Annotated in this window: 14 protein-coding genes; 8 read left to right on the top strand and 6 right to left on the bottom strand. The window is 65.7% G+C overall.

The window, feature by feature from the left end; genetic code table 11:
- Positions 1 to 26: 26 nt before the first annotated feature.
- The 4 genes from hemC to PCA31118_RS17300 are packed head-to-tail and all read left to right on the top strand — an operon-like array spanning position 27 to position 4,455.
- Positions 27 to 992 (top strand): hydroxymethylbilane synthase, encoded by a 966-nt coding sequence (gene hemC, locus PCA31118_RS17315; protein WP_150626358.1) that lies wholly within the window; start codon positions 27 to 29, stop codon positions 990 to 992.
- On the top strand, positions 989 to 2,086 hold the full coding sequence (locus tag PCA31118_RS17310; protein ID WP_174990511.1) for a uroporphyrinogen-III synthase: 1,098 nt from the start codon (positions 989 to 991) through the stop codon (positions 2,084 to 2,086). The genes hemC and PCA31118_RS17310 overlap by 4 nt, the downstream gene beginning before the upstream one ends.
- On the top strand, positions 2,073 to 3,272 hold the full coding sequence (locus PCA31118_RS17305; RefSeq protein WP_174990510.1) for a uroporphyrinogen-III C-methyltransferase: 1,200 nt from the start codon (positions 2,073 to 2,075) through the stop codon (positions 3,270 to 3,272). The genes PCA31118_RS17310 and PCA31118_RS17305 overlap by 14 nt, the downstream gene beginning before the upstream one ends.
- 10 nt (positions 3,273 to 3,282) lie before the next feature.
- The gene (locus tag PCA31118_RS17300) at positions 3,283 to 4,455 is read left to right on the top strand and encodes a heme biosynthesis HemY N-terminal domain-containing protein (RefSeq protein ID WP_150626355.1); all 1,173 of its coding nucleotides are present in this window, start codon (positions 3,283 to 3,285) and stop codon (positions 4,453 to 4,455) included.
- A gap of 93 nt (positions 4,456 to 4,548) precedes the next feature.
- On the opposite strand, the gene PCA31118_RS17295 is transcribed toward PCA31118_RS17300, so the two are convergent.
- The 6 genes from PCA31118_RS17295 to PCA31118_RS17270 form a co-directional block, all read right to left on the bottom strand.
- Positions 4,549 to 5,910, bottom strand: a complete 1,362-nt coding sequence (locus PCA31118_RS17295) for a hypothetical protein (protein ID WP_150626354.1) — start codon at positions 5,908 to 5,910, stop codon at positions 4,549 to 4,551.
- A gap of 275 nt (positions 5,911 to 6,185) precedes the next feature.
- A complete protein-coding gene (locus PCA31118_RS17290) occupies positions 6,186 to 7,424 on the bottom strand; it encodes a hypothetical protein (RefSeq protein WP_150626353.1) in 1,239 nt (412 codons plus the stop codon).
- Between the two features lie 172 nt (positions 7,425 to 7,596).
- Positions 7,597 to 9,108 carry an MDR family MFS transporter gene (locus PCA31118_RS17285; RefSeq protein WP_174990509.1) on the bottom strand — a complete coding sequence of 504 codons (1,512 nt, stop codon included), beginning with the start codon at positions 9,106 to 9,108 and terminating at the stop codon, positions 7,597 to 7,599.
- 243 nt (positions 9,109 to 9,351) lie between these two features.
- Positions 9,352 to 10,686, bottom strand: a complete 1,335-nt coding sequence (locus PCA31118_RS17280) for an MFS transporter (RefSeq protein WP_150626351.1) — start codon at positions 10,684 to 10,686, stop codon at positions 9,352 to 9,354.
- A 95-nt stretch (positions 10,687 to 10,781) separates the two neighbouring features.
- On the bottom strand, positions 10,782 to 11,540 hold the full coding sequence (locus tag PCA31118_RS17275) for an SDR family oxidoreductase (protein ID WP_150626350.1): 759 nt from the start codon (positions 11,538 to 11,540) through the stop codon (positions 10,782 to 10,784).
- A gap of 32 nt (positions 11,541 to 11,572) precedes the next feature.
- Positions 11,573 to 13,048, bottom strand: a complete 1,476-nt coding sequence (locus PCA31118_RS17270; protein ID WP_150626349.1) for an aldehyde dehydrogenase family protein — start codon at positions 13,046 to 13,048, stop codon at positions 11,573 to 11,575.
- Between the two features lie 253 nt (positions 13,049 to 13,301).
- Here PCA31118_RS17270 and PCA31118_RS17265 point away from each other — a divergent pair, with 253 nt between their 5' ends.
- The 4 genes from PCA31118_RS17265 to PCA31118_RS17250 all read left to right on the top strand — a co-directional run bounded on the left by PCA31118_RS17265 (position 13,302) and on the right by PCA31118_RS17250 (position 19,005).
- Positions 13,302 to 14,738: an FAD-binding oxidoreductase gene (locus tag PCA31118_RS17265; protein ID WP_150626348.1), complete on the top strand. Its 1,437-nt coding sequence runs from the start codon at positions 13,302 to 13,304 to the stop codon at positions 14,736 to 14,738.
- A gap of 205 nt (positions 14,739 to 14,943) precedes the next feature.
- Positions 14,944 to 15,987 carry an ABC transporter substrate-binding protein gene (locus PCA31118_RS17260; RefSeq protein ID WP_174990514.1) on the top strand — a complete coding sequence of 348 codons (1,044 nt, stop codon included), beginning with the start codon at positions 14,944 to 14,946 and terminating at the stop codon, positions 15,985 to 15,987.
- A 45-nt stretch (positions 15,988 to 16,032) separates the two neighbouring features.
- Positions 16,033 to 17,190, top strand: a complete 1,158-nt coding sequence (locus PCA31118_RS17255; protein WP_150626347.1) for an ABC transporter ATP-binding protein — start codon at positions 16,033 to 16,035, stop codon at positions 17,188 to 17,190.
- A 99-nt stretch (positions 17,191 to 17,289) separates the two neighbouring features.
- The gene (locus PCA31118_RS17250; RefSeq protein WP_150626399.1) at positions 17,290 to 19,005 is read left to right on the top strand and encodes an ABC transporter permease subunit; all 1,716 of its coding nucleotides are present in this window, start codon (positions 17,290 to 17,292) and stop codon (positions 19,003 to 19,005) included.
- Positions 19,006 to 19,027 lie beyond the last annotated feature (22 nt).

The following is a 19,027-nucleotide window of genomic DNA, read 5'->3' as shown; positions in this document are numbered from 1 at the left end:
TCTTTTGGTCTTCACGCGGTTGCTGAATGAACTTCGCTGCTCCTGAAACCCTGGTGATCGCATCGCGCGAGAGCCGTCTTGCCATGTGGCAAGCCGAACACGTGCGTGACGCGCTGCACAAATTATATCCGCAGTGTCACGTCAGTATTCTCGGAATGACCACTCGCGGTGACCAAATTCTGGATCGTTCGCTCGCCAAGGTCGGCGGCAAGGGTCTGTTCGTCAAGGAACTCGAACTGGCGCTGGCCGACGGGCGGGCCGACCTCGCCGTCCATTCCCTCAAAGATGTGCCGATGCAACTGCCGGAAGGCTTCGCGCTGGCGGCCGTGCTTGAGCGCGAAGACCCGTGCGACGCGTTTGTGAGCAACGATTACGACAGCCTCGACGCCTTGCCTGCCGGGGCGGTAGTCGGCACATCGAGCCTGCGTCGCGAGGTGAGCCTGCGCACCCGTTACCCGCATCTGCGCGTCGCGCCGTTGCGCGGCAATCTCGATACCCGGCTGGGGAAGCTCGACCGTGGCAACTTTGCCGCCATCATCCTTGCGGCGGCGGGACTCAAGCGCCTGGGGCTGGGCGAGCGCATTCGCGCGATCATCCCGACGGACGCGAGCCTGCCGGCGGCGGGGCAGGGCGCGCTCGGTATCGAGGTGCGCGCCGGACGTCCCGAAATCTTGCAATGGCTCGCACCGTTGCACGATGCCAACACTACGCTGGCGGTCAGCGCCGAGCGCGCCGTCTCTCGCGCGCTTGGCGGCTCTTGTCAGGTGCCGCTGGGGGCCTACGCGGAATTCTCGGCGCAGGGTGAGCTTGCCTTGCGCGCCTTCATTGCGTCGACGGACGGAGCGACGGTACTGCGCGCGCAAGGCGCCGCCAAGGTGGCGTCGGGCGACGTGGCCGGTGCGGAAGCGCTCGGCCAGCGCGTGGCGCAGGAATTGATCGACGCGGGCGGGCTGGCGCTGGTGCCGCCGTCCGAGCCGAAGGACGCCGTTTGACGCCGCGCGCGCCCGTGCCGCCAGGCTCGTCGCCCTCGTCGGGTCCGTCGGGCGATCCGGTGTCGCCGGTGTCGCCGGTGTCACCGGCGTCGCCATCGGGCGGGACTGCCGGTGCGACGTCGGCCGACCTGGGGCACGTGACGAGCGTGCGCGCGGTCGCGGCGCCCGCCGCGCCGTGCGCGATCCTCACGCGCCCGGACGGGCAGGCCGATGCACTGGCCCGCGCGCTGAGCGTCGAAGGTATCGACGCGCTCGACTTCCCCTTGCTCGACATCGCCCCACAAACCGATCCTGATGCACTGACGGCGCTCGACGATGCGCTGCGAGCGCTGCCGTCGTATGCGATGGCGGTGTTCATTTCGCCGAATGCCGTGGCCTATGCGCTCGCGCGGCTGGTGCATTTGCATGTCGGCGACGATGCACAGAGTACGACGCGCGCGGCGGCCGCGGCCCCTGTGCGAGCCGCTGGCGCATTCTGGCCGACAACGTTGCCGGTGGCCGTCGTCGGCCCGGGCAGTGCGCAGGCGCTGGCGGACGCTGGCATCGCGCCGCCCGCGCATCGCGTGATCGTGCCGCCGGGCGGGCCGCAGGCACGCTTCGACTCCGAGGCGCTGCTCGAACAGCTCGATCTGCCCGCACTGGCCGGACGCCGCGTGCTGTTGGTCCGGGGCGACGGCGGTCGCGAACTGCTGGCCGATACGTTGCGCGCCAGCGGGGCGCAGCTGGATATCGTAAGCGCCTACACGCGCCGCGCGCCGACGCCGGACACCGCGGCATGGGCGGCGCTCGAAGCGCGTCTGGCCTCGCCGGAGCGCTGCGCGTGGGTGCTGACCAGTTCCGAGGCGGTGCGCCATCTCGCGACATTGCTCGCTGCGCGTTACGGCACACGTGCCGGCGTGCACACGCCGGGCACGCCGCAAATGCTCGCCAGAATCCTCACGGCGCAGTGCTTTACTTCGCATCACCGCATCGCGGATGCCGCGCGCTCCGCGGGGTTTGATAGGATTACGCAATGCGCGCCTGGTGACGAGAACTTGCTGGCCGCAATCAAAACATGGGCGGATCCCATTCAAGTCAAGCATGACGACAGATAATCGCGTTCCAGAGTCTTCTCAAAACCCGTCGGCGTCGACCGGCCCGACGGCGAATTCAACCGCGACGGGTAGTGCCGCCGGCCCGACCGCCGGAGGGGCAACCCGGGGTGCCGCCGCGGGGCCCGCCTACGGTACCGCCGGCGTCCCGCCCGCGTGGCAGCCGCCGGAACCACCGCAAAAGCGGCGCGGGTCGGGCGCGGCGCTGCCGTGGCTGCTCTTCGTGCTGGTCTCGGCCGGGGCTGGCATTGGCGGCTGGTCGCTCAACCAGAAGCTCGACCGCGTGCAGCAGGAAATGGCGCGCCGTCAGCAAGCGGGCGACGCGCAAGTCATGCAGGCGCAGGTGCGCACCGCGCAGGCGCTCGATAACCAACGCGATCTCCAGAACCGCCTCACGGCGCTCGAAGGCCGTGTGTCCGATTCGCGCAGTCAGCAGGCCGCGCTCGAACAGCTCTATCAGGAACTCGCGCACAACCGCGACGAGTGGGTGCTCGCCGAGACGGAGCAAATCGTTACCAGCGCCAATCAGCAATTGCAGTTGACGGGCAACGTGCGCGGCGCGCTGATCGCCCTTGAGGGGGCGGACGCCCGTCTGGCCCGCACCGGGGCGCCCCAACTCGCCGGTGTGCGCGATGCCCTCAAGAAAGACATCGATCGTCTCAAAGCCGTACCGGCTGCGGACCTGCCGCAGCTCACCGGCAAGCTGGATCAGGCCATCGCCATGATCGACACGCTGCCGTTGCAGGCCGAAGAGCAGCGCGTGGCCCCCAAGGCGGACGCCAGCGGCCCGAGCGGTGCTGGTGACACCGGCTGGAGCGCGACCTGGCATCGTTTGTCCGGCGAAATGCTCGGCAGCCTCAAGCAACTGGTGCAGGTGCGTCGACTGGACGATCCGGACGTGATGCTCGTCGCACCGGAGCAGGGGGCGTTCCTGCGCGCGAACCTGAAGCTGCGCCTGCTCAATGCGCGTCTGGCGTTGCTCGCGCGCAATGCGTCGGCGGTGCATAGCGACGTGCAAGTCGCGCAGGCCGCGCTCGACAAGTATTTCGACGCCAAGTCGCGCCGCATCGCCGCCGTCAAAACGCTGCTCGATCAGGTCGACTCGGGCTCGCGCACCATCGAACTGCCGACCCTTGACGCCAGCCTGACCGCCATCGGTCAGGTCAAGGACGTCAAGGAAAAGCCGTAAGGAGCCGGGCATGCGAGGACTGATCTGGTTGACGCTCCTGTTCGCGGTGGCGGCCGGCTTTGCCGTGCTGGCCACGTTCAATCACGGGCAGGTGGTGATGCTGGTGCCGCCGTACCGGGTGGACGTGTCGCTGAACCTCTTCGTGCTGGCGCTGCTGGCGCTGTTCGTTGCGCTGTACGTGATCATTCGCGTGTTGCGCAACATCTACAAGATGCCGGAGCGCGTGGCGGCCTATCGCAACCGCCAGCGCAGCCGTCGCGCGAACATCGCGTTGCGCGACGCCGTGGCGAACCTTTTCGCGGGACGCTACACCCGCGCCGAAAAGGCCGCACGCGAAGCCGCCGAGCAAGACGACAATCGTGGCGTAGCGGCGATCATCGGCGCGCGTGCGGCGCATCGCATGCGCGAGTTCGCACGTCGCGACGCCTGGCTGGCCGAGGCGCAAGGGGCGAATCTGGAAGAGGCGCGTCTGTTGCAGACGGCGGAGTTGCGGGTCGACACGCGCGACGCCGAAGGGGCGCTCGAGGCGCTGACCGAGATGCGGGCACAGGGCGCACGCCGCATGCAGGCGCAGCTGGTCGCGCTGCGCGCGCATCAGCATCTGAAGCATTGGCCCGAGGTGCTCAATCTGCTCAAGATGCTCGAAAAGCGCGAGGCGCTGCATCCCGCGCTGGCCGCGAAGCTCAAACAGACCGCCAGCGAAGGCATTCTGCGCGACCATCGTCACGACGCGGATGCGCTGCTCAAGTGCTGGCACGAACTGCCGGCCGATGCACGGACCTCGGCGCGCATCGCCGATGTCGCGGCAGAATTGCTGATCTCGCTGGACCGTCCGCGCGAAGCCCGGGATATCGTCGAAGCCGCGCTCGCCGAACACTGGGATGCGCGCCTGCTGCGCCGGTATGCCGATTGCGCGGGCGGTGACGCGCTGCCGCTCATCCAGAAAGCCGAAGCATGGCAGCAGCGTCACCCGAACGATCCCGACCTGCTCTATGCGCTGGGCAAGCTGTGTCAGCATCAGCGTCTGTGGGGCAAGGCGCAGACCTTCCTGGAAGGCGCGCTGCGCCACACCGACGATCGTCATTTGCAGCAGCGTCTGCACCTGGCGCTGGCCCAGTTATTTGAAGGCCTCGGGCAGATGGAGCAGGCCAATCGCCACTATCGGGCCTGTGCCACGGCATAAGCACACAGGCACATAAGCACAAGAACGCCGACGCAGTCCCCATGACACCCGCGTAAAGCGGGTGTCGTCATTTTGTGTTCCCGCCTCCTCCAGTTAGTCCATCATCGTCGCCTTGTACTCGTCGCAGACCTCGGCGAGCGTGTCTTCCAGAGTGCGGGTAAGGTCGTCGAAGCCGAGGCGTCGGCACGTCGAGCGCAGGTCGTCGAGCATTTGCGCGCTCTCGTCCGGGCCGAACACGAGGTAGTCGAAATCCCCGCGCATCATCACGATGTCCACGAGGTGTCCGATCAACGCTCGCGCGTCTCGCGCCGGCATTCGGTCGACGCAACCGGAGATGCTCTCCACGATGTCCTTCATGTCGGCGCCGTACAGTCGGCGTTCCGCCTGCGTCATTGCGCGCGCAATCTGCGCCATGTCGCGCGACGGCACCGCGCTCACTAACAGCGATGTCAGTTCGCGCCACCCGCCATGCGCCGCGAACGCGCATGACGCGTCGATGATGGCCATCGCCGCCGGCACCTGCTCATCGTTCGCCAGCAAACCGATAAAACGGGCAAGCGATGCGAGGCGCTCCGTGCTCGTGCAGATTTTCAGGCGACGCAGGCTTGCGAGCAGCTCGTGCCACGTCGTGGCGCGCCGCTCGGCGGGCATGTCGGCAATGGCATGCAGCCGGTGTCCGACAAGATGCTCGATGCTGGCGTTCGTCGAGGCCCGGGCCAATGCCTGCGCACCGTCGCCGGACGCCCTGTCGCAAGTCAACAGCATCGAACGGGCGACCTTTTCCGTGCGGGGTTCGAAGCGCAGCGTCAGCGCCACAACGCGCTCGAACGCCGTGGTCCAGTGTGCCAGCGATTGCTCGGCCTCCAACCGTCGAAGCAACCCTTCGAGCAGACGGTGCGCATCGACGTACGGACCTTTGTCCAGCACGACATCGAGCGCGCGCGATTCGAGTCTGGCCAACAAGTTCGGAGCGTGCGTCGCAGGGTCGCCGAGCGTGAGCAATGCGCTGCGCAACACGTTGTCGGGAACGGACGGGGTGCCGGATGTGCTGGATCCAACCACGCCGGACGTCGACGGTTTCGGTTCGAGCGTCGGCACGGCATGCAGGGCGGCGGCGCGCTTGCGGTGCGCTACGTCGGCGGCGGCGTCGCCGAATGCCAGAGAGAAGCCGCGCTTGCCTGAGGCCTGCGAGCCTTGTGCGTCTTGCCAGGAGACACCGGCAGGAGGCAGCAACGCGAAAGCGCCTGAAAAGTCGAAGTGCAAGGCCGACGTGGCGACAACCGACGACGGCAACGTCGGGAGCGCGTCCGCAGCCGATGTCCGATGCGTTTCCGGGATCAGGCGGGGCGGACTGAGCGGCGCTTGCGACGTCTGCCAGAAGTCATTGACGAACGCCGCACGCGGCGTGGCGTTTTCGGTGCTCGAATGCGTCGCGGCAGGCGCGGAAACTGCCATTGCCCCCGCTGCCGTTGTTGAGGGGCTGGAGGCGCTTGAGGGACTTGCGGGGGCGCTCGTCGGTGACGTCGTTTGCGTATGACGCGAGGAAGGGAACAAAGTGGACTCCATGAGCGAAAAAGTCGAAGGAGTCCGCACTTTGCAGCGATCGATGGCCGCAGACTTCGCCGCATGCGTCGGGGCTTTGCAGACCGAGCCCATCAGCCCGCCATCACCTCGCCATCACCTGCGCCACCCCGCTTCCACCCACATCACCGCCACCTGCCTGCCGTGGCTCACCCGTCGATCGATAACGGCGGTGTGCCCTCGATGCTGAGCATGTCGTCCAGCAGCAGGCCATAGGCCGGCGTGAACGCTCCCCGCAGGGACTGGAACACCGCGCGCACCGGGGCGTGCATACCGTCGCTGGTGTCGCGAGAACGCGTGAAGAGGGCCGCCGTGACGAATCCCCGGATGTTGAGGTCGTCCAGTGCGCGCAACACGTTTCGCAAATACGACTGCGCCGATTCGGGCTCGCATGCCGTTCTCGCCAGTGTGAGCAGGTAATCGGCGAATGCCTCGGCCGCCTTCCACTGCGCCGACGGCGCGGCCGATGGCAGATGCGCGATCGCATTCGCGTGAGGGACCAGGTCGGACGCGTCCGGCAATGCGCCCGGCTTCAGCCCTTCCTTGAGGGCGTTCAGGGCGCTGTGCCACGGACCGAGCCGGTAGCGCAAAAGCCGTTGCGGGAGCGTCCACAGGGTGGTCGAGGCCATGATGCGCGCCGAGTCTTCCGATGCGAAATGGGCCACCCCGTCGCTGATGCCCCACGCAACGAGGTGCTGCTTGCCCTCGAAATAGAGGCTGGCGTGTTCCCGCAGTGCCGCCGCAAACACGCCTGCGCTCGGTTCGTTTTTCATCCCCCGGAACACCGTGCCGATCTTGTCGCCAAGGCATCCGGACTGTCCGTTGGCAACGTGCCACTTCTGGAGACAGCCGACCGCGAATTTCGCCGCGCTGGCGCGCTGCGCGTCAGGCAGTCCGGCAAGGGCATCGACGTACGGACTCAGGAGGTCGGGCGGGATCGCGCCGTTGCTGTCACAGGATTGGTACGCCGAGGCAACCCATGCGTCGTGGCGTGTCTCATCGGGGAGGTCGGTCAGGCCTAAAAGGCGGTGACGAATGACGTCCCTCGGGGCAATGCCGCTCGCGTTGGGGTCGAGGGTCGCGCTCGGAATTTGCGATCTCAGGATCGCGTCGCCTCGCGCTCGGGCGCGTTGCATGTCGCTGTCGGGCGCGCGGGAGACCCGGTTGCCGAATCGGATAATGCGGGTAATAGATGACAAGCTAGTTGCCAGATCGCTCAGCACATTGCCCGACGACGAACCCGGTGCTGCGGCACGCACGACGTTGAGGTCGCCCGGCATGGCGGACGCGGCCGATAAAGACGGCTCGGCTTGTGCCCCCGCTTGCGCACCGTGAGGCGGACAGATCGGCAATGCCGTCGTCAGTGACGGGGTGGACTCGGCTTTCATGACGAACTCCTTGGAAGGCTGAAGGAGTTGTCACAGTGCCGTTAGTGTCGATTGCGCAGTTTGGGGAAAGTCGGCAAAGCGAAGCCGAACGCACGAAGATGAGCGAAACGTAAAAAGGACGAGATGCCTGCGCCCCGCAGGCACCCCGAGTCCGACGATCGCCCGCAAGTCGTCACTCGATCGCCGTCGCCTCGTTGCCCGAGCTTTGACGCAGCGGCAGTTCCGGCAATCGTGCAAGTGCGACGATGGCCAGCGCCGCGATCAGCGCACTCCCGCCGAAAAACGCCCCGAAGGCCACCCGAAGATGTTCCGCCATGCCGGCCGGTGCGCCGCCCGGGCGCAGGAAGTCCGTGAGTTCGTGGGGCGCGCCGCTGCCTTCGCCCGAGACGAGCAGGCCGACGATCAGCGCCCCGAACATTGCCACGCCGATCATGCCGCCCAGTGCGCGGAAGAAGGCGTGCGCCGCGGTCGCAATGCCGATGTCGCGCGGCGCCACGGCGTTTTGCGTGGCCACCGTCATCACCGGCATGGCGGAGCCGAAGCCGATGCCCACGAGACCCAGACAGATCCCGATGACCACGAGCGGCAGCGACGCCACCCCGATGGCAATGACCGCCAGTCCGGCAAAGGCCACCGGCAGACCGATTTGCGGCGGGCGCTTGTAGTGCCCCGTTCTGCGCATGTAGTGCCCGGAACTCAGCGCGCCGACCACAATGCCGAGCAGCGGCAGAATCAGCATCAGTCCCGAACTGCTGGCGGACTCGCCGCGCTGCAATTGCAGGTAGAGCGGGACATAGATGCCGATGCTGATGTTGACCATCATCACGAGTACGGCCATGGTCGAGGTCATGCGGAACACCGGGTTGGCGAGCAGGGCAACGGGCAGCAGCGGTTCACGCACCGTGCGCTGATGACGCAGGAACACCGCACCGATCACAACGGCGGCGGCGACGAGCGCGCCGATCTGCGGTGACATCCACGCATAGCGATGCCCGCCCCAGGTGAGCGCAAGCAGCAGGCAGACGGTGGCGACGATGAGCAGCAGCGAGCCGAGATAGTCGATGCTCGGCTTGCCCGAACGACGCGGCAGACGTCGCAGCGCACGATCGCTCAGGTAAATGGCGAGCAGGCCGAGCGGGAGGTTGATCCAGAAGATGAGCGTCCAGTTCAGGTATTGGGCGAATACGCCGCCGGTGACCGGCCCCGCCACGCCCGAGACGGCGAACATCCCGGAAATGTAGCCCTGGTAACGCCCCCGTTCGCGCGGCGAGACGATGTCGGCGATCACGGTGTTGGACAAGGCGATCAGCCCGCCGCCGCCGAGGCCCTGAACGCCGCGCGCGACGATCAGCGCCAGCATGCTCGGCGCGAGCGCACACAATACCGAGCCCACGAGGAAGACGGCGACGCTCACGGCAATGACGACGCGGCGTCCGAACAGATCGGAGAGTTTGCCGACAATGGGCGTGATTGCCGTGGAGGAGAGCAGGTAGGCGGTGACGACCCAGGAAACGGCATCGAAGCTGCCGAGGTCCCGGGCAATGGTGGGCAGTGCGGGCGCGACGATGGTCTGGTCGAGCGAGCCGAGAAACATGATGAGCAGCAGGCCGGTGAGGATCGACTTGACCTCGGCGGGAGTGAGCGAGACGCCGGCCGGCGTCGTCTGTGAGTCGTTGGCGGGCATGCGGATCTGCAAAACGGTAGGGGGCAAAAAACAAGCCGTCCCGGACGGGGACGGCCTCATGCGCGTTTGGCGTGCATGGCGCGCATCACGTGCATCACATGCGTCACGTGCATGAAGTGCAGGTGAAGCATGTTACTCCCACCCTTGCACCGACACCAACCGTCCCATGCCAGTAGGGTCTCGGGCGTCGAGACAGGGTTTCGTCAGGCGATCCGGCGTGGCATCGCCCGACGACGCGCGCGCTCAGCGATTCACGAGTCGCGCGGGCACCGCGAGCGTCAGCAAACCGCCGAGAATCATGAAGACGGTGAGCAGGAACATCCCGCTGTTGGTACTCTGCGTCGCGTCCTTGAGAAAGCCGATCAGGTACGGCCCGACGAAGCCCGCGAGATTGCCCAGCGAGTTGATCATGGCGATCCCGGCCGCTGCCGCCGTGCCGCCGAGAAACGCCGTGGGCAAACTCCAGAACAGCGGCAGCACGATCATGATGCCCATCGTGGCGAGCGTGAGCGCCACCATGGCGAGTTGCGTGTTGTGGCTCCACACCGTCGACAGAAACAGGCCGATCGCACCGATGAAGGCCGGAATGGCAATGTGCCAGCGACGCTCGCCGCGCAGGTCCGAGCGGCGTCCCACGAGCACCATCGCGATCACGGCGAAGAAGTACGGAATGGCCGTGAGCAGGCCGATCTGCAACGGATCGGTCACGCCGGTGCTCTTGATGATCGTCGGCAACCAGAAGCCCACCCCGTACAGCCCGATCACGAACGAGAAGTAGATCAGGCTCATCATCCACACGCGCGCGCTGGCGAAGACCTGTCGCAGCGGCAGATCTTCCTTCGTGAGGACATCGCTGGCGATGTTGCGCTCGAGCAGCGTTTTTTCGTCGTCGGTGAGCCATTTGGCGTCGCGAATCCTGTCGTCGAGCACGAACAGCACTGCAATACCGATGATCACCGACGGCACGGCTTCGAGCAGGAACATCCATTGCCAGCCCGCCAGACCGTTCACGCCGCTCATGTCCTTCAGAATCCAGCCGGAGATGGGCCCGCCGATCAGGCCGGAGAGGGCAACCGCGGTCATGAACCACGCCGTCATGCGCCCGCGACGCGAGGCCGGATACCAATAGGTAATGTAGAGAATGATGCCGGGGAAGAATCCCGCCTCGGCCACACCGAGCAAGAAGCGCATGACGTAGAACATCGACGGGGTGCTCACGAACATGGTCGCGCCCGAGATGATGCCCCACGAAATCATGATGCGGGCGATCCACACGCGCGCTCCCACGCGGTGCAGGATCACGTTGCTCGGCACCTCGAAGATGAAGTACCCGATGAAGAAGATGCCTGCGCCGAGACCGAACACCGTCTCGGAAAACTGGAGGTCGCCGACCATCTGCAACTTGGCGAAGCCGACGTTGACGCGGTCGAGATAGGCGACCACGTAACACAGCAGCAGGAAGGGGATCAGCCGCCAGCCGACCTTGCGGTAGGTGGCCGCTTCGAAGTCGGCCGAGGGTGCGCCGGTAAGGGAAGTGGGGGACGAGTGGGACGAGGGGGGCGTCGGAACGCTGTTCATGCGAAATCTCCTCCGGTTTGACGTGGTGTTGTCTAGTTATGGTGTGTTTGGGACAACTACGGTATTACCGACGACGAAAAACCTGCAGCAAGTACTCAGATACAGCGCCCGCCATCGACTTCGAGGCACACGCCGGTGATGAACGCGGCGTCGTCGCTGGCGAGATAAAGACAGGCGTTCGCGATGTCCTGCGCGGTGGAGAAGCGTCCAAGTGGAATCCCCGCGAGAAACTTGGCGCGGTTCTCGGGCGTGTTGGGCACCCCCATGAATTCGGCGGTCAGGCCGGTGTCGCCAATCACGGGATTGACGCAGTTGACGCGAATGTTCCGGGGCCCGAACTCGGCGGCCATGGCCTTGCTCGCGGTGATCACGGCGCCCTTGCTGCCGTTGTACCAGACGAGGCCGGGGCGGGGACGCACGCCCGCCGTCGACGCGATATTGATCATCACGCCGCCGCCGCGTTGCTGGAAATACGGGATGACCGCGCGTGCGCTCCAGAAGATGCTCTTCACATTGACGGCATAGACCCGGTCGAACTCGGCCTCGGTCACTTCGAGCAACGGCTTGTTGCGGTGCGTGGTGCCCGCATTGTTCACCACGATGTCGAGATGCCCGAAGCGGGTCACGGCCTCGTCGAGCAGGGTGACGTGATCATCCTCGCGCGAGACGTCGCCATACACGAAGGCAGCATGGCCTCCCGCTTCCACGATTTCGCCTGCCACGCGCTCGCCCGCCCCCCGGTTCAGGTCGTTGACGATGACGGCGGCGCCCTCTCGCGCGAAGGTCTTCGCGATGCCTTCGCCAAAGCCGGACCCGGCGCCTGTCACGATGGCCACTTTTTCTTGCAAACGCATGCCTTGTCTCCAAAGGTCTGTGCTGCTGCAAATCAACCGTGCCGGATGGCGACGGTCTTGAGTGTCGTGAAACCGTAAAGCGCTTCAAAGCCTTTCTCGCGGCCGTGGCCCGAGTGCTTCACGCCGCCGAACGGCAATTCCACCCCGCCGCCCGCGCCATAGTTGTTGATGAAGACCTGCCCCGCGCGAATGTCGCGCGCCAGACGCATCTGCCTGGCGCCGTCGCGCGTCCACACGCCGGCGGCCAGGCCGTACAGCGTGCCGTTGGCCAGACGCACGGCATCTGCCTCGTCCGTGAACGGCATGGCGGCGAGCACCGGACCGAAGACTTCGTCGCGAGCGAGGCGATGCGTGTGGGGTACGTCGCGCAACAGCGTGGGCGCCTGATAGAACCCGGCTTCGGGGGCGCTGCCGACAACCTCGCCCTGCGACATCACGGCAATGCCATCGTGCTGGGCTTCGGACAGGAAGTCCCATACGCGTTGCTGCTGACGGGCGTTGATGAGCGGGCCCAGGTCGAGATCGTCATGCGACGGTCCCACGCGCAGCCGGGCGAAGGCCTCCGCCAGATGCGCGAGGACAGACTCGTAGGCGTCGCGCTGCACCAGCAGGCGGCTGCCTGCCGAGCAGGTCTGTCCGGCGTTCTGCACGATCGCGTTGACGACGACCGGCAGCACGGCGTCCATGTCGGCGTCGGCAAAGACGATTTGCGGCGATTTGCCACCGAGTTCCAGCGTCACCGGGGTGTGATTCTCGGCCGCCATCTGCGTGATGAGGGTGCCGGTCGCGGGCGAGCCGGTAAACGAGATGTGGTCGATGCCGGGATGTTTGGCGAGGGCTGCACCGGCCTCGGCGCCATAACCGGTCACGATATTGAGCGCGCCCGGCGGTAGCCCGACTTCGAGCGAGAGCTCCGCCACGCGCAGCAACGACAGGCAGGCGTCCTCCGCGGGTTTGACGACGCAGGCGTTGCCCGTGGCCAGTGCGGCGGCCACGCTGCGTCCGAAAATCTGCAACGGGTAGTTCCAGGGAATGATGTGACCGGTCACCCCGTGCGGCTCACGCACCGTGAAGACGGTAAAGCCCTGTTGGTAGGGAATCGTCTCGCCATGCAGCTTGTCGGCCGCCCCGGCGTAGAACTCGAAATACCGCACGATCGCGGCGGCGTCCGCGCGGGCCTGTTTCAGTGGCTTGCCGGTGTCGCGCGCTTCGAGCTGAGCGAGCGCTTCCTGATGTTTAGCGAGGATGGAGGCGAAGGCGTAGAGCATGCGCCCGCGCTCGGCAGCGGCGGTGTGTCCCCAGTCGCCCTCGAAGGCGGCGCGCGCCGCGCGCACGGCGCGGTCGATGTCCTCTGCGTCGCCACGGGCGATCTCGGTGAAAGGGTGTCCGTCGGAGGGGTCGATGACGGCAATGACGGTGTTCGCAGCGTTGGCAGAAGTGGCGGAGAGACCCGCGCGCCTGGCGGGGGAGACCCACTGATTGCCGATGAAGTGTGTAGCTTCGGGCATGTCGACTGCACCTCGTGTGAAGGGTGGAGCCATTATCACTTAACTGACGAGAGCGTTGACCGTCGTATAGGTCACATCCGCATAAACACCTAAAACGATTGCATTGCAATTAAAGAGATTTTATTGCAATTTTTTCTCGCCTATCCTTGATTACAACGAATCGCCAGACGGGTGTCTGGTGGGGCAATGCCGCGCGTTGCGGTCCGACGCGCAGCGAGGCAGGCGAAGCGAAGCATTCAGGAGCAGGCAGGCAATGAACGACGCAGTCACGCACGACACGCTGTTGAACCGGTTGCAGGAAGCGCTTGGCGCGCATGCCGTTCTCTCGGGCGAGGCCGACACCGCCGGTTACACGGAAGACTGGCGCGGCCGTTACCGGGGTGAAGCGCTGTGTGTGGTGTTGCCGTCGTCGACCGAGCAGGTCAGCGAGATTGTGAAGCTGTGTGCCGCCGCAGGTGTGCCGATCCTCCCACAGGGCGGTAATACGAGCCTGTGTGGCGGCGCGGTGCCGCGCGCGCAGGGTCCGGCACCGGTCATTCTCAATCTGGCGCGCATGCGCCACATCCGTCAGGTCGATGCCGCCAACGGGTCGATGGTGGTCGAAGCCGGGTGCATTCTGAAAACCGTTCAGGACGCAGCGGCCGACGTCGGTCGTCTGTATCCGGTCAGCCTGGGCGCAGAAGGGTCCTGCCAGATCGGCGGCACGCTCTCGACCAATGCCGGTGGCACGAGCGTGCTGCGCTATGGCAACACCCGAGAGAACGTGCTGGGCCTCGAAGTGGTGCTCGCCGACGGCACGATCTGGGACGGTCTGCGCGCCTTGCGCAAGGACAACACCGGCATCGATCTGAAGCATCTCTTCATCGGGGCGGAAGGCACCCTAGGCATCATCACGGCGGCGGCGCTCAAGCTCCATCCGTTGCCCACGCATCACGCGCTCGCCTGGTTCGCGCCGCGCGACCCGGGCGCCGCGCAGCAGATTCTGGGCATGTTCCAGAACGCCTGCGGGTCGCGTCTGTCCGCCTTCGAAATCATGAACCGCCACCAGCTCGATCTGGTGCTGGCCAACGTGCCGAATCGCCGCAATCCGCTCACCGGTGCCCATGACTGGCACGTGCTTGTCGAACTGGGCGACACGCGCGACGCCGACGGCCTCGAAGCGGTCCTCACCGAAACGCTGGGCGCCGCCATCGAGCAGGGGCTGGTGGAAGACGCCGTCATTGCCGCGAACGAAACGCAGCGCGCCGACCTGTGGGAAGTGCGGCACAGCGTGAGCGAGGCGAACAAGAAAGCGGCCATCGGCCTGACGACCGACTGTGCGGTGCCGGTCTCGAGCGTGCCCGAGTTCATCGAAGCGTCCACGCGTGCGGTGCATGCCATCGTGCCGGGTCTCGATATCGCCATCGTCGGTCATATGGGCGACGGCAACGTGCACTTCATTCCGATGTTCTCGTTCGACGCCTGGGCGGCGCTCGCCGACAGCGCGGCCATGGGCGACGCGATGCGCGCCTGCGTCAATGACGTTGCGGCGCGGTTGTCGGGCACCTTCAGTGCCGAGCATGGCGTCGGTCAGACCGGCTTGCCGCTGATGCAGCGCTACAAGGCACCGGCCGAACTGGCGCTGATGCGCACGGTGAAGGCCGCGCTCGATCCGAACCAGTTGTTCAACCCGGGCCGCCTCGTTCCCTGATCGACCACGATTCCGTTTTCAAGTTTTTGCTGTTTGTTTTGCCATAACTGCGCGCGCGGCGGCTGTGCCGAAATCGCGTCCGTCGCCGCGCCCACCCTCCCAGTCAAGACCGGAGACCATGATGAAACGCAAGACCTCCGCAGGCCAGCTCGATACCTCTGAGAACAACGCGGCGACGCTCGCCCAACCGGGCCGTCGCACGGCCATGAAGACGGCGATCGTCGGGGCGGCTGCCGTCGCATTCCCGTTCGTGTGGACGCCGTCGCGCGCCGCCACCAAGCGCATCGTGGTGCGCGATGACGGCGGCATCTACACGAAGGCGTACGACGCCGTGTACTACAAGCCGTTCGCCAAGGCGACGGGCATCGAGGTGGTCGGTGTGCAGGCCAACGCCGAGCCGACCGCGCAGATCAAGAGCATGGTCGAAGCCGGTAGCTACACGTGGGACATGGCGAAGATCAGCCAGCCGGCGATCTTGCTGCTGACTTCGGGCGGCAAGGAGTATCTGGAGCGTCACGGTCTCGAGTCGGACCCGACCATCGCCAAGATTCCGAAGCAGTACATGTCGCCGTTCGGCGTGGGCACCAACGTCTACTCGACCGTGCTCGCCTATCGCACCGACGCATTCAAGGGCCGCAAGGCGCCGACGTCGTGGGCCGATCTGTGGAACGTGAAGGACTTCCCGGGCCGCCGTTCGATCCGCAAGTACCCGTTCGACACCATCGAGCAGGCGCTGCTCGCCGACGGCGTTGCGCCGGGTTCGGTGTATCCATGCGACTTCGATCGCGCATTCAAGAGCCTGGACAAGATCGCCAAGCAGGTCGCCGTGTGGTGGACGACGGGCGCCCAGGTCGAGCAGATGCTCGGCTCGGGCGAGGTCGATCTGGTCGCCACGTGGGCGTCGCGCGCGCAGTCGGCGCAAGCCAACGGCGTGCCGGTCGAGATCGTGTGGAATCAGAACATTTGGGGCGTGGACAACTGGTCGATCCTCAAGGGTACGCCGAATGCTGCCGCTTGCCGCGAATTCATCAAGTTCGCGAGCGATCCGAAGCGTCAGGCCGAGCTGGTCAAGTTCTTCCCCGCAGGCATGACGCAACCGGAAGCGTTCAATTACGTGAAGCCGGAAGTCGCAAAGCACTGCCCGACCTTCCCCGACAACATGAAGAGCGGCGTGCAAATCAACGCCCAGTTCTGGCAGCAGAACCAGAGCGTTGCGCTCGAACGTTTCAATCGCTGGATCCTGACCTGATCCTCACCTGCCGTTCCGTTTCACGTTTTTTGGGGTGTTGATCTCATGACCGTTGCCAATCTTCAAGTCTCGGGCCTGTCCAAGCGTTACGGCGATTTCGTCGCGCTCGCGCCGACCGACCTCGATGTCGCCCAGGGCGAATTCCTGACCTTGCTCGGCCCCAGCGGCTCGGGCAAGACCACGCTGCTCTCGCTCATCGCCGGTCTGTCGCAGCCCGATGCGGGCGCCATTCGTATCAATGGGACCGATGTCACGTACGGCGCGCCGTATGAGCGCGACATCGGCATGGTGTTCCAGAACTACGCGCTGTTCCCCCACATGACCGTGGCGGAGAACATCGCGTTCCCGTTGCAGATGCGTCGCACCGATGCCGCCGAGGCTCGCAAGATGGTCATGAACGCGCTGGAAATGGTGCATCTGCCGCATGTGGCCGAGCGCTATCCGCGCGAACTCTCGGGCGGCCAGCAGCAGCGCATCGCGCTGGCGCGCTGCATGGTCTACCGACCGTCGATCATTCTGATGGACGAGCCGCTGGGCGCGCTCGACAAGAAGCTGCGCGATCACATGCAGCTCGAAATCAAGCGCATTCACCGCGAGCTCGGCACCACCATCGTCTACGTCACGCACGATCAGGAAGAGGCGATGACGATGTCCGATCGCATTTGCCTGATGAACGCCGGGGAGATTGCGCAACTGGGCACGCCGGACGATCTGTACTTCCGTCCGAAGAGCGTGTTCGTCGCCGACTTCCTCGGCGAGTCCAACCTGCTCGACGCCACGGTGCTCGAACGCGCCGGCGATCAGGTGCGCGTGGCGATGCCCGGCGTGCAAGCCGAGAACGGCGCCCTCGCGATGGTCTATGACCCGCAGGTCGAGCGTGGTCGTCCGGTCAAGCTGATGTTGCGTCCGCAGAACCTGCATATTCACGACGGTCAGCCTGCGGGCGAGGGTGTCGCGACGATCACCGCCAAACTGACCGACATCATGGTCACGGGCGGCATGACGAAGCTGTACCTGCAATCGGCGGTGACCGGCGGCAATGGGGGCAATGGAGGCCACGGCGACCATTCGGGGCAGGGATTCGAGGGCGGCAAGTCGCTCGTCGCCGCCTTCCCCACGCACCGCCAGGGCAACCGCTACGAAATCGGTCAGACGCTGGGCCTCGCCTGGCGCGCTGACGATGCCGTGGCGATCGCGGGGTAAGCCATGAGTGCATCTGCCGTGGTTCGTCCTTCGTCCTCCCAACCCGTGCCGCCCACGCCGCGCCGCTCGCACTGGCGTGCGCGCATGCGTCCGTTGCTCATGGCCGCGCCCATCGTCATCCTGCTGGCGGTGATGCTGATCTACCCGGTCGGCCAGTTGCTGCTGCTGAGCATTCGCGGCGAAGGCGGCTTCACGCTCGCCGAATACCAGCGCCTGTTCGCCTCGTCGGTGTACGTCGAGGTGCTGCTCATCACGCTCAAGGTCTCGCTTTACACGACCTTCTTCGCGGTGCTCACGGGCTATCCGATTGCCTACCGGCTCTCCACGCTTTCCGGTGCACGCAAGCAGCGTTTGCTCTTCTGGCTGCTGCTGTCGTTCTGGACGAGCTTTCTCGTGCGCACCTTTGCGTGGGTGGTGCTGCTCGGGCGTAACGGGGTCGTCAACCGTACGCTGCTCGATCTGGGACTGATCGACCAGCCGCTCTCGCTGCTCTACAGCTTCCCTGCCGTGGTGCTCGGGATGGTGCATGCGCTCATGCCGCTTGCCGTGCTCACGATGCTGTCCGTGATGGAGAACATCGACCGTCGTCTGCCGAGCGCGGCCTCGACCCTGGGGGCGCGTCCGGGCACGGTGTTCTGGCGCGTGTATTTCCCGTTGTCGCTGCCGGGCGTGGCCGCCGGTGCGCTGATGGTATTCGTCACTTCCATCGGCTTCTTTATCACGCCGACGCTGTTGGGTGGCCGCCACGAGACCATGATCACGCAGCTCATCATCGATCAGGTGATGCAGGCGCTGAACTGGGGCTTCGCCGGTGCGATTTCGGTGCTGCTGCTTGCCGTGGTGCTGGTGGTGTTCTTCGTCTACGACCGCATGGTCGGCCTGTCGACGATGGCCGGCGGTGCGGGCGACGTGAAGACGGGCAAACGCCGGGGCGGCTGGAGCCGCACGCTGGGCGAGAAGGTGCTCGGCACGCTGGGCAGCGCCACCGACGTGTTGCTGCGGGTGCTGCCGCGCCATCAGGGCGAGCAGGGAGACGGGCCGCTGCTGCGCGTGGTCGTCTTCCTGTTGGTCGTGTTCCTCGCTGCGCCCGCGCTGCTCATGATTCCGATGTCGTTCGACTCGGCCTCGGGACTGGCCTGGCCGCCGAAGGGCTTCTCGCTCCAGTGGTATCAGCAGATCTGGGACTCGCCGCTGTGGATGCAGGCCGTGACGCGTTCGATGCTAGTCGGTATCGGGGCGGGCCTGCTGTCGATGCTCATCGGCACACCGGCGGCGTTCCTGCTCGTTCGCGGCGGCATGCGCGGCAAGTCGGCCATGCTCGCCTTCGTGCTCGCACCGATTGTCGTGCCGCGCATGATTCTGGCCGTCGGCGTGTTCTATTTCTTCGCGAAGGTCGGTCTGGTCGGCTCCAGCGTCGGTCTGACGCTGGCGCACACGGTGGTGGCCGTGCCGTACGTCGTCATCACGATGATGGCGGTGCTGCGCAACTACGACACCCGTCTCGATCTGGCCGCGTACAGCCTCGGTGCGCGTCCCTGGGCGACGCTGCGCCGCGTGACCTTCCCGATTCTCGGGGCCGGACTGCTGTCGTCCTTCCTGTTCGCATTCGCCACGTCGTTCGACGAGCTCACGATTGCGCTGTTCTCGTCGGGTGGTTTGTCGACCACGTTGCCCAAGCAGTTCTGGGACGAAATCACGATGCAGATCTCGCCGGTCATTGCCGCCGTGTCCACGTGCCTCTTCCTTTTCATTGCCGCGCTCATCTGGGTGGCCGAGCGGCTGCGTCGCCGTAGCTTGCGCAGCCTCGCCGCCTGAGGCGGTATCCGCTTTCACCGAA

The organism is Pandoraea captiosa, assembly GCF_902459775.1.
GTDB lineage: Bacteria > Pseudomonadota > Gammaproteobacteria > Burkholderiales > Burkholderiaceae > Pandoraea > Pandoraea captiosa.
The sequence above is the reverse complement of the archived record's forward strand: the minus strand, read 5'-3'. Positions and strand labels throughout refer to the sequence as shown.

Coding starts and splice junctions, on each gene's coding strand:
- PCA31118_RS17290 (WP_150626353.1), bottom strand. CDS start 7,424: ATGAAAGCCGAGTCCACCCCGTCACTGACGACGGCATTGCCGATCTGT.
- PCA31118_RS17300 (WP_150626355.1), top strand. CDS start 3,283: ATGCGAGGACTGATCTGGTTGACGCTCCTGTTCGCGGTGGCGGCCGGC.
- PCA31118_RS17260 (WP_174990514.1), top strand. CDS start 14,944: ATGAAGACGGCGATCGTCGGGGCGGCTGCCGTCGCATTCCCGTTCGTG.
- PCA31118_RS17280 (WP_150626351.1), bottom strand. CDS start 10,686: ATGAACAGCGTTCCGACGCCCCCCTCGTCCCACTCGTCCCCCACTTCC.
- PCA31118_RS17295 (WP_150626354.1), bottom strand. CDS start 5,910: ATGGCAGTTTCCGCGCCTGCCGCGACGCATTCGAGCACCGAAAACGCC.
- PCA31118_RS17285 (WP_174990509.1), bottom strand. CDS start 9,108: ATGCCCGCCAACGACTCACAGACGACGCCGGCCGGCGTCTCGCTCACT.
- PCA31118_RS17305 (WP_174990510.1), top strand. CDS start 2,073: ATGACGACAGATAATCGCGTTCCAGAGTCTTCTCAAAACCCGTCGGCG.
- PCA31118_RS17275 (WP_150626350.1), bottom strand. CDS start 11,540: ATGCGTTTGCAAGAAAAAGTGGCCATCGTGACAGGCGCCGGGTCCGGC.
- PCA31118_RS17250 (WP_150626399.1), top strand. CDS start 17,290: ATGGCCGCGCCCATCGTCATCCTGCTGGCGGTGATGCTGATCTACCCG.
- PCA31118_RS17270 (WP_150626349.1), bottom strand. CDS start 13,048: ATGCCCGAAGCTACACACTTCATCGGCAATCAGTGGGTCTCCCCCGCC.
- hemC (WP_150626358.1), top strand. CDS start 27: ATGAACTTCGCTGCTCCTGAAACCCTGGTGATCGCATCGCGCGAGAGC.
- PCA31118_RS17255 (WP_150626347.1), top strand. CDS start 16,033: ATGACCGTTGCCAATCTTCAAGTCTCGGGCCTGTCCAAGCGTTACGGC.
- PCA31118_RS17265 (WP_150626348.1), top strand. CDS start 13,302: ATGAACGACGCAGTCACGCACGACACGCTGTTGAACCGGTTGCAGGAA.